This window comes from Chryseobacterium sp. JM1 (assembly GCF_000737715.1).
Classification (GTDB): Bacteria; Bacteroidota; Bacteroidia; order Flavobacteriales; family Weeksellaceae; genus Chryseobacterium.
This window is the reverse complement of sequence record NZ_JPRN01000001.1, coordinates 154190-170517: the sequence shown is the minus strand read 5'-3', so window position 1 is coordinate 170517 and position 16328 is coordinate 154190. Positions and strand designations below refer to the sequence as shown.

General features: G+C 39.9%; 11 protein-coding genes. 4 read left to right on the top strand and 7 right to left on the bottom strand.

All coding sequences use genetic code 11. The features are described 5' to 3' along the window. Nucleotides 1–124: 124 nt before the first annotated feature. The 6 genes from IW22_RS00690 to IW22_RS00665 form a co-directional block, all read right to left on the bottom strand. The gene (locus IW22_RS00690) at nt 125–1417 is read right to left on the bottom strand and encodes an aldehyde dehydrogenase family protein (protein ID WP_034723353.1); all 1293 of its coding nucleotides are present in this window, start codon (nt 1415–1417) and stop codon (nt 125–127) included. A 138-nt stretch (nt 1418–1555) separates the two neighbouring features. Next, nucleotides 1556–2479 carry a formimidoylglutamase gene (gene hutG / locus IW22_RS00685; protein ID WP_034723351.1) on the bottom strand — a complete coding sequence of 308 codons (924 nt, stop codon included), beginning with the start codon at nt 2477–2479 and terminating at the stop codon, nt 1556–1558. Between the two features lie 140 nt (nt 2480–2619). Beyond that, nucleotides 2620–4632, bottom strand: a complete 2013-nt coding sequence (locus tag IW22_RS00680; protein ID WP_034723350.1) for a BCCT family transporter — start codon at nt 4630–4632, stop codon at nt 2620–2622. Nucleotides 4633–4880: 248 nt separating this feature from the next. Further along, nucleotides 4881–5975, bottom strand: coding sequence for a DUF695 domain-containing protein (locus IW22_RS00675; RefSeq protein WP_034723348.1), 1095 nt, complete (start codon nt 5973–5975; stop codon nt 4881–4883). 3 nt (nt 5976–5978) lie between these two features. Then, complete coding sequence (hutI, locus tag IW22_RS00670) at nt 5979–7205, bottom strand: imidazolonepropionase (RefSeq protein WP_034723346.1); 1227 nt, start codon at nt 7203–7205, stop codon at nt 5979–5981. 48 nt (nt 7206–7253) lie between these two features. Beyond that, nucleotides 7254–7601: a four helix bundle protein gene (locus IW22_RS00665; RefSeq protein WP_081873861.1), complete on the bottom strand. Its 348-nt coding sequence runs from the start codon at nt 7599–7601 to the stop codon at nt 7254–7256. Nucleotides 7602–7801: 200 nt separating this feature from the next. Here IW22_RS00665 and ruvB point away from each other — a divergent pair, with 200 nt between their 5' ends. From ruvB to coaE, 4 genes are read left to right on the top strand one after another with little or no spacing between them, the layout of a single operon-like run. Further along, nucleotides 7802–8824 carry a Holliday junction branch migration DNA helicase RuvB gene (gene ruvB, locus IW22_RS00660; RefSeq protein ID WP_034723344.1) on the top strand — a complete coding sequence of 341 codons (1023 nt, stop codon included), beginning with the start codon at nt 7802–7804 and terminating at the stop codon, nt 8822–8824. A 6-nt stretch (nt 8825–8830) separates the two neighbouring features. Continuing rightward, the gene (locus tag IW22_RS00655) at nt 8831–9442 is read left to right on the top strand and encodes an FMN-binding negative transcriptional regulator (RefSeq protein ID WP_034723342.1); all 612 of its coding nucleotides are present in this window, start codon (nt 8831–8833) and stop codon (nt 9440–9442) included. A 14-nt stretch (nt 9443–9456) separates the two neighbouring features. Further along, nucleotides 9457–10323: an MBL fold metallo-hydrolase gene (locus tag IW22_RS00650; protein WP_034723340.1), complete on the top strand. Its 867-nt coding sequence runs from the start codon at nt 9457–9459 to the stop codon at nt 10321–10323. 9 nt (nt 10324–10332) lie between these two features. After that, the gene (gene coaE, locus IW22_RS00645) at nt 10333–10962 is read left to right on the top strand and encodes a dephospho-CoA kinase (protein WP_034723338.1); all 630 of its coding nucleotides are present in this window, start codon (nt 10333–10335) and stop codon (nt 10960–10962) included. Between the two features lie 241 nt (nt 10963–11203). Here the strand turns inward: coaE and IW22_RS23430 are convergent, their stop codons facing one another. Beyond that, nucleotides 11204–16180 (bottom strand): GEVED domain-containing protein, encoded by a 4977-nt coding sequence (locus IW22_RS23430; RefSeq protein WP_051890863.1) that lies wholly within the window; start codon nt 16178–16180, stop codon nt 11204–11206. Nucleotides 16181–16328 lie beyond the last annotated feature (148 nt).

Sequence of the window (16328 nt, the reverse complement as noted above, 5' to 3'; positions counted from 1 at the left end):
AATTACTTTTTGACAAGCATACAAAAAATCCCGGAAATAGATATTTCCGGGATTTTTTATGTTGATAACCGTAAGCTTACATTATACTTTGTACATTGTACTTTTTACATTGTACACCATACAACTAGTTTCCCACAATCGTTCTTGCCGTTACAAACTCTTTTAAAGCCAATAAAGACAGCTCCGTCCCATATCCTGAAGCCTTGCTTCCACCGAATGGAAAACGCGGATCAGAACTCGTCATTCTGTTGATATTAACCGTTCCTGATTCCAGGTTTTCAATAAAAAATAACTGGCGGTCTGTTTTTTTCGTCCAAACGGAATTGGAAAGTCCAAAAGGGATATCATTCGCCATCTGTAAAGCTTCTTCGTCACTTTTAGCAATCATGATCATGCCAAGAGGTCCAAAAAGTTCTTCCTTTAAAATAGGATTTCCTTCCTGAACACGGATTAAACCGGGTTTAAATTCATTTTCAGAAATTCTTTCCAAAGGAATAATAATTTCAGCACCGTTTTCCAGTGCGCGGTTGAACTGAGCTTCCAACTCATCAGCGAGGTCCGGTCTTGCCATTCCCGCTAATTTAGTTTCCTTATTTAAAGGATCTCCAATTTCATACGTTTTATATTCCTCAATGAATTTCGGCAAAAATTCATCTTCAATTTTTTCGTCAATAATAAATCTTTTAGCAGCCGTACAGGTTTGTCCGCAATTCTGAAGTCTGGATTTTGCGCCTGCTTTTGCTGCTGCATCTAAATCTGCATCATCGAAAATAATGAAAGCATCACTTCCGCCTAATTCCAGTAAAGATTTTTTGATATTTAAACCAGCAATGGAAGCTACTTCTCCACCCGCTTTTCCGCTGCCGGTAAGACTTACTCCTTTTACAGCATCGTGCTCAAGAATTTCTTTTACAGCCTGATGTCCCACTTCCAGATTGAGGAAAACACCTTCCGGAAAACCTGCCTCCAGGAATACCTGTTCAATAGCGTTTCCACTTCCGAAACAGATGGAAGCATGTTTCAGAACTACTGTATTTCCAGCCAAAATCGCTGGTGTGGCGAATCTCAGTACCTGCCAGAAAGGAAAATTCCATGGCATTACTCCTAAAATCACACCTTTCGGAACATAATGAACTTCAGAATAAGAAAATTCAGATTCAATTTTTTCGGGTTTTAAAATATTTTCAGCATTTGCATAATAATTCATCATTAATGCACATTTCTCCACCTCAGCAATCGACTCTGAAATAGGTTTATTCATCTCTGTCGTGATGATCCTGCCAAATTTCTCCGAATTGTTCTTTAAAATTTCTGCCGCTTTTGCGATCAGCTTCTGCTTTTCTTCAAACGGTACTTTTCTCCATTCTGAAAATGTCTTATCTGCTTTAATAAGCTTATTTTCAATTAACTGTTCCATAATCTAATTTCTGTTTTAAATTCAAAAATGAATTTATTAATGCCTTTATTCTAAAAAGCACCGTGAAAGTAACAAATTTTGTTCCTTAAAGGCTAAATAAAGGAATGATTTTCTCTATCGAAATAATATAATTTCTACCTAGATCATAAACCATTCATTCACAAGACACGCAGCAAGCCTTGCCGTTCTTTCCTGAATATCAAGGGAAGGATTGACTTCTGCGGCATCCAGCGCTATGAGTTTTTTATTTTTTAAAATATGCCTGTACAAATGCATAAAAGGCGTATCTGCAAAGATACCATTATATGCGGAAGCGGAGACCCCCGGAGCGATGGATGCATTGAAAACATCCATACAGATCGTAAGATAAATAAAATCTACACTTTCCGTAAGTTCATCAATACGCTGATAAATCGAAGGAAGATTTTCAAAAAAAAGTTCGTCTGCAAGAATGTATTTCATTCCGTACTGATGGGCTGTATCAAAAAGTTTCAGGGTATTTGAATTTCTCTGAATTCCGATATGCAGTGAGTTGATCTGTCCTTCCTGTGCGATCTGCCAGAATCCGGTTCCTGAGCTTGGCCCCACTCCTTCTTCAGGCTGTCTGTTGTCAAAATGAGCATCGATATTAATGATCCCGATTTTCTGTTCCGGAAAAGCTGTTTTTACCCCTAAATAATGGGCATATGTTACTTCATGACCGCCACCTAAGACCAGTGATTTCCCACCTTTCAGCAATACTTTGGATACATTTTTAGCAAGGCTGTTCTGGGTACTTTCGAGGTCGCCGTCTTCACAGATCACATTTCCGAAATCCAGAAGGGAAAAATCCGGACGGATCACCGGGAAATTAGACATATTTTTTCGGATCACATCCGGAGCATCTTTTGCCCCCTGACGGCCTTTATTTCGTCTAACTCCTTCATCTACGGCAAAACCATGCAGGACAAAATCATCTGCAGCAATCTGGTCGTAATTATGTTCTTCTTTAACTCTCTGAAATATTCTGTGGAAAAGAAGTTCTTCTCCGTCTAATCTGCCTTTCCAAGTGTCCTGAAACATAGAATTTAAATTAAATTTTTAATGACATCGTTTTATATGGTAAATCTAAATAATATTGTTAACATATTAAAACGCTCCTGTATTCAATTTCAACAGCATTCCATGACATCCGTCATTCCCTAAAAATGTGCTTTTTCAGGTTATTCTTTTCCCTGATTGGCATTACTGCTGATGAACATTTCATTGCGCTCTTCTGAAACAATTTCCAGGAACCGCTCATAATGCTTGAGGACATCAGAAATCAATTCGTTCTTTGTAAAATACTGAACGTCATATCCTTCTCTCCCATCTCCAAAATAGGATCTTGGATAGTGGGTTTTCTTATCCTCCAGATCGGGAAGATTTTCTTCATTGATCATGTATTCAGAAACTGTTTTTACTCTGTTTTCAACACCATAGATAAAATTGTTGACGACTCCCTGGTGGATTTCTATTTCTGTTCTGACAGGACTTTCGTAATGGTTTATTTTCGCTTCAATTCCATTGGCGGCAAATTCCTGCTGGAGATCTGTAAAGGCTTCTTTTGTTTTAACCTGAATAAAATGATCTACTGAGGAATTATCTTTAAAGGAAACGATATTCTTTAAACGCTCTTTCCAAAATTCCCCGGACCAGGGAACGGTTGAAGCAGAAAAGTTGGTGTCATAATATTTCTGGTCAATAATCAATCCTTTCATCAGACTCACTATAAATAAGAGGACGATTATTGAAAAGGGTAATGCTGTAATTAAAGTCATGCTTTGGAGTGCTTTTAATCCTCCTGCATTTAACAGTAAAAGAGAAAGCACGGCGAGTAAAATACCCCAAAATACGATCTGCCATTTCGGAGATTTAGTAGAATTTTTAGTAGCGATGCTGTTCATGACAAATATTCCGGAATCGGCGGAGGTGACAAAGAAAATAATGATGATGGCAATAACGAAAAATCCAGTCAGGGTTGATAAAGGCATATATTCTAAAAACCGGAACATCAGTGCATCAGGATCAGATGCAAGCTGGCTTAATTTTCCGTTGGCTACATTTAAATCGAACCAGATGGCACTGTTTCCAAACACAGACATCCAGATAAAATTGAACAATGTAGGAAGGACCAAAACTGCCAGAATAAATTCCCTGATGGTACGTCCTTTAGAAATTCTTGCGATAAACAATCCTACATAAGGCGACCATGAAATCCACCACGCCCAGTATAAAATAGTCCAGTCATAAAACCATGGCAATGCATTTTTCTCGTAAACATGGGTATTGAAAGTAAGATTGAAAAAATTATTGATATAATTCCCCAATCCATCTGTAAAACTTCCAATCAGATAGACCGTCGGGCCTAATATCAGGACAAAAAGTAAGAGGACAATGACACTCATTACATTAATGTTACTTAAGATCTTTACACCTTTATCCACTCCGCTGATCGCTGAAAAAACAGAAAGCGCAATAAGGCTGATCACAATTATCACCTGATTGGTAAAACTGTTTTCCGCGGTGATGTGGAGGATATTTAATCCAGAACTGATCTGTACCACGCCAAATCCTAAAGTCGTGGTCAATCCGAAGAAAGTACAGCATAGTGCAAATACATCAATTGCATTTCCCCATTTGCCGTTAATTTTATCTTTCAGCAACGGATAAAAACAGCTTCGTAGGGAAAGCGGTAATCTGTAGCGATACGCAAAATACGATAAGGAAAGTCCTACCACTCCGTAAATCGCCCAGGCATGAACTCCCCAGTGAAAGAAAGTATATAATTGTGCCTGTTTGGCTCTGCTCACATAATGATTATCGGCAAAAACTTCAGAAGAATAGTGCTGCATAGGTTCTGCTACACTAAAATAAATCAGCCCGATTCCCATTCCTGCTGCAAACAGCATTGAAATCCAGGAAAAAAAGGAATATTCCGGTTTACTGTCGTTAGCGCCCAGCTTTATGTTTGCATATTTGCTGAAGAGCAGGTAAACCAGGAAGACCACAAATAAAGTGACCGCCCAGACATACACCCAATTGAGATTAACAAATATAAACTGCTTAATCCCGTTTAGAATATTTTCCGTCGGTTTGGGATAAAGAGCCGAAAGAAAACACGTTCCAATAATAAAAATGAGACTTGGAACAGTTACACCTTTATTGAAAGTAGACTTTAGATTTTTAAATTTCATCACCTTTATTTTTTCGTATTTTAATATTGACAGACACCTGGCATAGCCCTGGCTGAAGTACTCAAAGAATAATATGACTGCTTTATTTTCCTTATCAAGGAGTGTACTTAAGAACTATAGAAAGTTACTGTTTTCTTCGAAGACTGAACAGTAACGGGGGCACAATATAAGGAAACTTATATAAAAAAATAAAAATCAAGGCTGGAAATCGGTCTCATCCGTCTGTCCCAGCCCGTTAAAAATCTGCTTTAACTGACGTTAAAGTGTTCAAAACTTTGCCAGTATTTATCCTTGTAAATTTCAAGTGAAATTGTATACTGAGGATTTTCTTTGATGATCCGGTCAAAAACTTTTGAAGGTTGTCTGAAGTCTTTGCTGGCAAAATAAATACTTTTACAGCTGTCTGCCGTTTCTCTCCCGATGTAGAGATGTCCATTTTCAGGAGTCAGAACTTCTACTGCATAATCTTCGATGATGTTCATCGTATTGTAATCTTTTTCTTCCGGGAAACCATCATTCCTGTTTCCGTCGTAAGAAATCTTCAGCACCGAGATCCACGGATAGGAAGCTTTTGCATTGTATTTCAGCAAAGAAGCATTCACAGTGGCCATCAATGGCATTCCGTTTTCCAAAGTGGCTTCAAGAAGGGAAAACTGATCTTCCGTTTCCAGTTTCATATCTTTATACTTCTCTGTAAATTCCCTTTCTCTCCAGAGAAGAAATTCTTTTAACTTTTCTATCGGAATAAGTTCCTGTTCAGCTTCATTTTTACCCATCACACTGAAAGTATCAATCTGAGTGGCAAAATTCAGTTCACCCAGGAAATTATCCAGAAAAATACAGATTCCTGTTGTGGCTGCCCCTCTGTTTTCTTCGTTCAGATCACTATAGACAAAGGCCAGATCTATCTCATCCGGATATCCTTCTATTTCATTGGAGTAAAAGTAGATATTGTCTTTCGTGAACTCGCAGTCATTCATCCGGATTCCTACGTTTTCAATATCGGTTTCCGGTTTAAGAGCGGTTATTTTCCAGCGATCCATCTTTGGAGCAGCGGCAACGAGTTCCTCCGCAAAAATCATTTTTTTAATCTCGCCTTCTACCGTAATGATAAGCTCTGCCATATGATCATCAGACATCCCTGAGAGGAAGTAATACCCCTCATGTATTTTGGAAAGCTCCGGAGCCATCACATCAAAAAACTGTCCTTCAATATGTTCTCTGTTTTTAACCACTTCAAAAAATGTCTTCTCTTTGGTCAAAAACCAATCCCAAAACTCTTTATAGGTTCTGGTTTCCTTTTCCGGCTGTTTTTTACCCAGAATCTTATCAAAAATTCCCATACTCTAATGAATTTGAGTTCCGTCTATATACACATGTTCTGCATTCAGACTTCCCTGATTGTAAAGAACATTCTGGAAATTGTCGGTTTTAAAAGTGACAAAATCTGCCTTTTTACCGGGTTCCAGTTTCCCTATGTCTTCAAGACCTAATGCATAGGCAGCACGGAAAGTCATTCCGGCCAATACCTCAGCGGTCGTTAGTTTTTCAAATGTTGCTAAAATAGAAGCCTGGGTAATTAAATTTCCCATCGGTGCAGATCCCGGATTCCAGTCACTGGCAATCGCTACGATCGCTCCCGCATCCAGTAATTTTCTGGCTGGTGTAAATTTCTCCCCTAATCCTAAGCTTGCTCCCGGAAGTGCCGTAGCCACAGTATCTGATTGTGCCAAAAACTCAATATCTTCGTCAATGGTTGCTTCCAGATGGTCTGCAGATTTCGCTCCTACTTCCACAGCAATTCTTGAACTTCCCGGTGTAAACTGATCAGCATGAACGGTAATATCAAAACCTAAATCTTTAGTTTTAAGAAGGAAATCTTTACTTTCTTCCGGCTGGAACGCAGATTTTTCGATAAAGATATCTACACGCCTGGCCAATCCTTCTTCTTTTACTTTGGGTAAAATTTCAGTAAGGATATAATTCAAATATTCTGTATTACTTCCTTCAAAATCTCTTGGCTTTAGGTGTGCGGAAAGACACGTAGGAACTAATTTAGCTTTCGTCTGATCCTGTGCTTTTTTAATTATTCTAAGCATTTTCAGCTCGTTTTCCACGTCTAGTCCATAACCGCTTTTTATTTCAATCGTCGTAATTCCCAGTGATACCAGGAAACCTATTCTTTCCAGTAAAGTTCTAAGCAATTCTTCTTCTGAAGCATTTCTTGTATGCTGTACGGAACTCCAGATCCCACCGCCACTTTCTGCAATTTCAAGATAGGTTTTTCCCGCATTACGCATCGCGAAATCGTTAGCCCGGTTTCCTCCAAAACAAATATGCGTATGAGCATCCACAAACCCTGGAAGTACAATCTGCTCTCCTTCAATGGTTTCAGTCTCTATATTTTGATTTTCAGATTTCAGTGCTTCGAAATTTCCTATGCTTTGAATTTTACCGTCATTCACTACAATTCCTCCGTCCGTAATAACTTGTAATTGTTCATCAGATAATTTTCCTCTCAGTGGAAGGTCTGCTAATGTTACAATCTGTTTAAAGGGTCCTATTAATTTCATTGATAAGGTTTAGGTTTAGATTAAGGCTAAGGTTGAGTTTAGATTAAGTTAAGACTGACCGTTATTTTTGAGATAGTTCGTAATTTTATTTAAATCGAATATCACTTCATCAATCATTTTCTGTATTTCTAAACAATTATTTTCTGAAAAATATTTTACTCTGTTTCCGTATATCAGGTGACTTTTCGTTTCAAATGCTGACCCTCTGGAAATATCGTAGAATCTGCTTTTATCATTAGCACTTCTTCTTCCAAAACCTTCAGCAATATTGGCAGGAATACTTTGCGCAGACCTTCTCAGTTGCGAAGTGAGTGCATAATCTTCCTTTTTAGGTAAGTCAGCAGATATAAGGAAACACCGCTCGGCAATATCCATTGCTTTTTGCCAAACCGGCATTTCGGTAAAATCTTTTATCAAATCGTGATTTATAATTTTTCCACTCAAAAATACTTAAAATATATTAATCCTCTAAATCCAAGTTAGCCTTTATCTCAACCTGAGCCTCTATCTCAGCCTTTTTCTATCTCTGAAATTTCTAAGTCTAAACCTCAACCTTAGTCTAAATTTGTTATCTTTGAGGTAAATGAAATGAATTAATGCCAGATTTTTTACATCCAGATAAGGAAAACTACTCGCATGATGAGCTTATGCAGGAGGAGCAGATCCGTCCCCAGAGTTTTAAGGACTTTGCGGGGCAGAGAAAAACTTTGGAAAACCTTGAGGTTTTTGTAAGTGCTGCCAAAAGACGTGGTGGTGCCCTTGATCATGTTCTTCTTCATGGTCCGCCGGGTCTGGGTAAAACCACTTTAGCCAATATTATCGCGAATGAACTTGGAGTGAGTTGTAAGATCACTTCCGGCCCAGTCCTTGACAAGCCGGGCAGTTTAGCTGGTCTACTGACGAATCTGGAGGAAAATGACGTTCTTTTTATTGATGAAATCCACCGTCTGTCTCCTATCGTGGAAGAGTACCTGTATTCTGCCATGGAGGATTATAAGATAGATATTATGCTGGAAACCGGACCTAATGCGAGAAGCGTTCAAATCGGGCTGAATCCTTTTACTTTGGTAGGAGCTACAACAAGAAGCGGAATGCTGACGAAGCCAATGCTGGCGAGATTCGGGATTCAAAGCAGACTTGAATATTATTCGGTGGAGCTTTTATCGATGATTATTCAGAGAAGTGCAAGGGTTTTAGGATCTACCATTTATGAAGATGCAGCGATAGAAATTGCGAGAAGAAGCCGTGGGACTCCCAGAATTGCGAATGCTTTGCTAAGAAGGGTACGTGATTTCGCTGAGATCAAAGGGAATGGAGAAATAGAGATCAACATTACAAAATATGCATTGAATTCTCTTAATGTGGATGAATTCGGTTTAGATGAAATGGATAATAAAATCATGCGTGTCATGATTGAAAACTTCAAAGGAAAACCGGTAGGAATTTCCGCACTGGCAACTTCCATTGCTGAAAATCCTGAAACACTGGAAGAGGTTTACGAACCGTTTCTTATTCAGGAAGGATTCATTATCAGAACACCGAGAGGAAGAGAAGTGACCGACAAAGCTTATCAGCATTTAAACATAACCAGACCGAAAAGTCCTGGAGAATTATTTTAACGACCTATGTTTATTCCCAAATTATACAGAAGCGAAGATTACAATCTGATGAAAGAAATCATCAGGGAAAATGCATTTGCCTTACTTATCTCTTCAGTTGATAAAATAAGAGCGACTCACGCGATGATGATGCTTAATGAAGAGGATCCTGAGAATATCTATGTGGAAACTCATATTTCCAGAGCCAATCCTCAGGCAAAGACCATAAAGGACGGAGATGAAGTGCTCTGCGATTTCCTGGGAGCGCATGCCTATATTTCGAGCAGCTGGTATGATCACATCAATGTTTCGACATGGAATTATGAAGCGGTACAGATCCATGGAAAAGTACAGTTGATGAATAACGATGAGCTGTACAGTCATCTGGAAAAATTAACTTCGAAATACGAAAATTTCCAGAAATGTCCGATGATGGTCAAAGATATGGGACGTGAGTTTGTGGAAAAGGAAATGAAAGGTGCTTTCGGAATGAAAATATTTCCGACAGAAATATCCATCAAGCAGAAACTTTCTCAGAACAGGAAGGAGCATGATTATCAAAATATCATTTCGGAGCTGGAAAATTCAGATGATAACGGAAGAAAGATCGCTGAAAAGATGAAATTAATAAAGAAATAATAATCAAAATATATATGAAGCTATATCCAATACAATGTGGAAAATTTAAACTGGATGGCGGTGCCATGTTTGGAGTCGTCCCAAAGAGTTTGTGGGAAAAAACCAATCCTGCAGACGAAAAAAACCTGATCGAACTGGGAACAAGATCCCTGCTTATAGAAGACGGCAAGAAACTGATCCTTGTGGACTGTGGTCTCGGCAATAAACAAGATGATAAATTCTTCGGGCATTATTCGCTTTGGGGAGATGACAGTCTTGATAAAAATTTAAAGAAATTCGGTTTCGTAAGAGAAGATATTACGGATGTATTCTTTACACACCTTCACTTTGACCACTGTGGTGGCGCTATTGAATGGAATGACGACAGAACCGGATACAGACCGGCTTTTAAAAACGCACATTTCTGGACCAATGAAAACCACTGGAAATGGGCTACAGAACCCAATCCAAGAGAAAAAGCAAGTTTCCTGAAGGAGAATATCCTTCCGATCCAGGAAAGCGGGCAGCTTAACTACTTACCTCTTCCTACAACAGGAAATTACGGTTTTGCTCCTGATCTGAAAATGGATGTGATTTTTGTAGACGGACACACGGAAAAACAAATGCTTCCGGTGATCCAGTACCAGGAAAAAACGATTGTTTTCGCAGCAGACCTTATTCCTACTGCAGGACATATCAACCAGGTGTATGTGATGGGATATGATACCAGACCTCTTCTTACTATGGAAGAGAAAGGAAAGTTCCTAAAACAGTGCGTAGATAACGAGTATTTACTGTTCTTTGAGCACGATGCCCATAATGAACTGGCCAGTCTTAAAATGACTGAAAAAGGAGTGAGATTGGACGCGGTCCACAGTTTTAATGATGTTTTTGGATATTAATTTTTGATTATGGAAGAATTACATTCAGAGACCCAGAAAGCAGAACCGGAACCGTCACCCAAGATCATCGGGCTTACCGGTGGTATAGGTTCAGGAAAGACGACCGTAGCCCACTTCATTGAAGAGTTCGGATTCCCGGTTTATTATTCCGATGACAGGGCAAAAATGATCGTGAATGAGAGTGAAGACTTAAAGATCAGGATCAAAGAACTCCTTGGCGAGGAAGCGTATGATACCAATGGCCTTTACGACAGAAAGTTTGTCGCAGAAAAGGTTTTCAACAATAAGGAACAGCTGCACGAATTAAATGAAATCATACACCCCGCTGTAAAGATCGATTTTGAAGAATGGCTGAAAAAACAGACGAAATATTTAGTCTTTAAAGAAACAGCACTTCTGTTTGAATTAAAACTGAACAGACAATGCTACAAATCTCTTCTGGTGACTGCAGAAGATAATATCAGAGCCAAAAGAGTGATGGACAGGGACGGAAAGACCTACAGAGAAGTAGAAGCCGTCATGGAAAAACAGATGTCTGAAAAGGATAAAATCAAACTGGCAGACTGCATTATTCACAACAATACCAACCTGGAGGACCTTAAGGAACAGACCGAACGGATCATCTTCAGTATTGAATAAAAAAGAACCTCGTTAGAATAGCTCTAGCGAGGTTTTTTATTTTCAGTTTTCTTGTCCTTTTGTCTTGAAACAAAAGAACGAAAAGTTCAAGACTGAAACCTTCCGCTAAAAATTAATCTAAAATTTAACATTCCCTATCTTATTACTCATTACCTATTATTTATCACTTATTATTCTTTGCCTATTACTCATAAAAAAAGCCCTCATTTCTGAGGGCTTCCTTGTATTTAAAATTTACGTATTATTCTTTGATGAATTTCTTCTGTACGGATTTACCGTTGTCTTCGATATCTATTACATAAACTCCGTTGATCAGTTTGCTTACATTGATCTGGTTGTTTAATAAAATACCCTGGCCAATAATCTGCGCTGCTGCATTGTAGATCTTATACTTCGCTCTTTTGCTGATATTTTTCACATACAATACAGAGCTTACCGGGTTAGGATAAATCATGATATCCGTCTGGTTCACTGGATTGGCTGTGGCAGGTTTAGAGATTCTTACCGAGTAATCCTCTACTTCCCCATTGGCAAATCTCATACAGTTCACCGGAATACCGTCTCTCATCAATGCCACCCTCATCACAACATATTTATAAGTAGTCATGCTCACAAAGGCATCAGCAGGGATGCTGAATGTTCCTGTCACAGGACTTGTCGTGTTCGGAGGTGAGGTGAATACTCTTTCATCAATATCAAAGTATCCGTTTCTGTTGAAATCAATCCAGACAGCGATTCCTTCGTCATGATTGGTTCCATTCCATTTTTTCTCAATCGTGATTTGGTTTCCGGAAGATCCCTGAACCATTTCTATGAATGTATCTGGTACTCCTGTATAATCCGTATAATTGGACGGTCCCGAAGCGTTCTCCATTTTCGGCCTTCCGTTCGGTGTTACGGTCACTTTAGCGATATGCTCGTTCACAGAATTTTGAGAAGACATTTGACAATAGATCACAGTAGGTGTCGTGAAATAATACGGAGGCGTGTAAGTTCCCGGTGTTCCGTTACAGATATTCACTACCTGCATTTCGTATTTCGTATCTTCCAGTAATCCTGTTATTGTATGAGCATTAGTCGCTACCGGAATATTAGTCCAGCTTGGAATACCCACTTTTCTGTATCTAAGGATATAAGTTGCTCCAGTGAATCCTTCCCATGTAACCTCAGCTGATGTAGGTGTCAATTGCGTGATCATCAATCCCGGAGGAGGCAATTCACATGTTCTTAGGGTTGTAAATACCACAGGATTTGAATATGGATTCGGATTAGGTTCTCCCGTACACTGATTCGCTACCTGTACTTCATATTTTGTGTATGGATCCAGGTTAGTTAGAGGATACGTATTAGCAGGAGGAGCCGGCAAATTGACAAGAGTCCATGCTGCTGCACCTACTTTTCTCCATCTCATCACGTAGCTTGAACCTGTCACTAATGGGGTCCATGTAACCAATGCTGAGTTGGTTGTGATATTCGTTACTGAAACTCCCGGAGGTGTAGGATCACATTTTGTAGTAAATGCTCTGATCGCTGTAAAGCTACCTGTTGAAGTTCCACAGTTGGCCGCAATCTGTACCTCATAAGTCGTAAAAGGAATCAGGTTGGTTAAAGTGTGAGGAACCGTTGTAACATATACCGATGTCCATGCAGTAGTTCCCAGTACTCTGTATTGAAGCAGGTAACTAAGGTTATTGGTTGCTGCTGTCCAGTTAATGACAGCTGAATTATGAGTTACTGCTGTAAATGTAGGATTGGTAGGGGTATCTGTACTACATGGTCTTAGCTTAACCACATAATCCTCCACTTCTCCGTTTACAGCATTCTGACACATTACAGGAGCACTTGTACGTCTCAATACCACTCTCATGGTTGTGTTCAGTGGTCCGTTGTAAGCTCCTGCCGGAACTCCGAAATTAGCGGTAACAGGAGTATTTGTATTGGATGGTGAACTTAAGATCTGTTCTGATGTTTCAAAAACTCCATTTCTGTTGAAGTCGATCCAGGCACTCACAGCATCGCTGCTCGTTACTCCTGTCCATCCTTTGGCTACAGAAATTTTGTTTCCGGTAGATCCTATTTCCAGGGTAATAAGAGTAGCCGGTGTATTGTAACTTGTGTAGTTGTTCTGTACCGTCGTATTGTTCATTACTGCAAGCGCCGGGTTGATGGAAGTAACGGTTACATTTGAAATATGGTCGTTGGTTCCGGTACCTGTCATCGGGCAGTACGTAACAGGAGGCGTTGTGAATTGTGTGGAAGGAGAGAATGTTCCCTGAGTTCCATTACATTTTGTTGCAATCTGCACTTCGTATAGAGTCTGCTCAGTAAGTCCCGGAATGGTGTAGGTATTTCCAGGAGCAGGTACAGGATCCACAGTAGTCCAGGTGGCAGTTCCTACTTTTCTATATCTTAATACATACGTTGCCCCGGTTGATGCCGACCATGAAATGTCAGCAGTAGCTGGACTAAGGTTTGTTACAGTAATATTAGATGGCGCCGCGGTTGTACATGCCGGCTGGTCTATTAATTTCACTGCATAATCTTCTACTTCACCATTCGTAAAGTTACCACATGCGGCAGGATTGGCAGTATCTCTCAGAACAACACGCATACGGGTGGTAAGCGGTCCTGAGTAAGCCCCGGCAGGTACTGTAAATGCTGCAGTAACCGGAGTCGTTGTATTATTTGCGGCGTTTAGAACTCTTTCAATCGTTTCAAAAGTACCGTTCTTATTAAAATCGATCCATACACTTACCGCTTTGCTGGATACAGCTGCCGGCCATGATTTGGCGATCGTTACACTGTTGTTGTTTGATCCACGAACCAGCGTGATCAGTTTCGTAGCATCGGATGAATAATCGGTATAGTTAGCTGCTGCTGATGTATTACTCATCGTATATGAGTTGGTAGCAGCTACGGTTACATTGGAAATATATCCGTTATCTGTATTCGTAGAAGTTGCTGCACAGTATAGGGTTACAAAAGTTGAAACCGGTGAAAAAGCACCCTGTGTTCCGGTACATACATTAGCGATCTGGAATTCATAGTGAGTTCCTGCCGTAAGTGTGGAAAGCGTAACTGTATTGGTAGTCGGTGCAGGAGTAACTGTTGTCCATGCTGTAGTTCCTGCAAGACGGTACTGGAAAACATAGGTTGCATTAAATGATGCATTCCAGGTTATCGTTGCCTGCGTTTGGGTAATGGCCGAAACCACAATTCCTCCCGGTGCAGTAGTTGTACAGATAGGAAGCGTTTCTATGGAAGCCGTTCCGATTGCATAGAATACATTATTGATCGCACTTACACGAATTTTAGCAGTCCCTCCTACCGTTAAAGGAAAGGCAGTAAAATCTACAGCCTGGTTTCCGTCGTTCGGTGTTGAAGCAGCGACAACATTCCATGTTGTTCCGTTATCTGTGGTAAAATCTATTTTTACATTGGGCGCATTGTAAGGTGCCGCGTTCGTATTCACTACATCCCAGGTTACATTGGTAGGTCCGTTGTTATATATTACGGTTGGGTTTACTTTAAATGGTCCATTGTTTCCTACAATAATCGTCTGTGTTGCAGATTGGGTCTGCTGCTGATTGGCCACAGGATTGTTATCTCTGGCAGTAACGGTAAATCTGGTTGTTCTCGCTACTGTAGATACCGCTTCCCAAAGACTGTTGGCATTATTTAAAACACCTGCAAGCACTGAAGACAGTCTCGGGAAATAACGTGTCGGACTGGCCGTTGGTGCTACAGATCTGAAAGAAGGACCTGAAGTTGTATTTCCTAAGTTAGCATTATTAATTACTTCGTTCGCAATATCTACTTCTTCCCAGTTAAATGTCATGGGATCATTCTCAGCATCCGTAGCAGAAGCCGTAAGGACGAAAGCTGTTCCTTTTGGAATATTGTAAGTAGGAAGGGCCGCAATTACCGGAGGTGTATTGGTAATAACAGTTTCCACATCACATGTTTTATTGATCAGATTCGCCTGAATAGCTGTAATATTAGTCACATTAAAGTACGGATCTGAATGGGGCTGCACATCGGTAGTAGGGCCCGTAATCCCTGCGTAACCCATAATACTTGAGCCTGAACCTGGTTCTACACTGGTAGCAGATCCCAACTGTGGAGGGTCGTAAGAAAAACTGTGTACTCCTCCAAGCTGGTGGCCTATTTCGTGAGCCACATAATCAATATCAAAATTATCTCCCGTCGGCGGATTATTCCCCGGGGATGTCCATCCTGATCCTTTATCATTAGAAGTAGGAACGGTATTATCGCGGCATATACAGCCCACGCATCCGGCATTTCCACCGGCTCCCGGAGGAGAAAATAAATGTCCTATATCATAGTTGGCATTTCCTACTGCTGCCGTAATAACATTCTGCACCTGAGAGTTCCATCCGACAATCCCGTTGGCAGTTCCACCCTCTGTAGCTGAGTAAGGGTCTGTAGCAGCGTTGGTGTAAATTAAGCCCGGATAATTCTGTAGATTGAGATGGAGTGCAAAATCTTTTTCGTAGACTCCATTGATTCTTGTCAGGGTAGCATTCATGGCAGCAAGAGCTCCAGCTACGGTCCCTCCGTGGAATTGTGTATATTCTCCGCATACGGAAAGGGCAAGTCTTAAAGTTCTGTATTTTTTATCTGAGTTTTTAGCAAAGTCGGTGGGCTGATTAAAGAAAGCCTTTCCTTTTTCGCGAAGCTCATCTATATCATGTCTGGCGCCTTCGCTTTCCTCAGTGGAACACACGAATCCTTTTTTGTCTTTTCCTGTTTTAGGATGAACTCTGTAGATCGTCTTCGCTGCATTGGCAGGCTCTATAAATTCATAGCTCCCGTCCTGAATGATCATGGATTGAAAATCATTAGGTGCCAAACTGAATCTTAAGTATCTGGAGGGATTGTCTATCCCTACTCCAACAAAAGAGCCCAACTGATACTGATCTGCGAGCTCTTTGACTACAACCGGAAAGCTGTAGACTGCAAATTTTTCAATCTTCCCATTCATGGTCGGGAGAGATATGATTACTGGTTTTGCATTTTTACCAGTTTCCTCTGCTTTGGCCAGTTGCAATTTCAGCTGTGAAATGTCCAAAGAGTAATAGCTGTCTGATTTTGAGCCATCATTAGCTCCTTTTCCATTATATACTGCAGGTGACCATTGTGCATGGATCATTGCAAACAAACAAAGGAAAAAGAAAGAAATAGAAATTTTCTTCATAACTTTTTCAATATTTTGTAATAATTTCACAAATCTAGTCTATTTTCTATTAAAAAAAAACATATACTATTAATTTATTGAGGAATAAACAACAAAACACAGAAAAGATTAAAAAAAATAATTAACAATTCTATTTATATGTATAAAA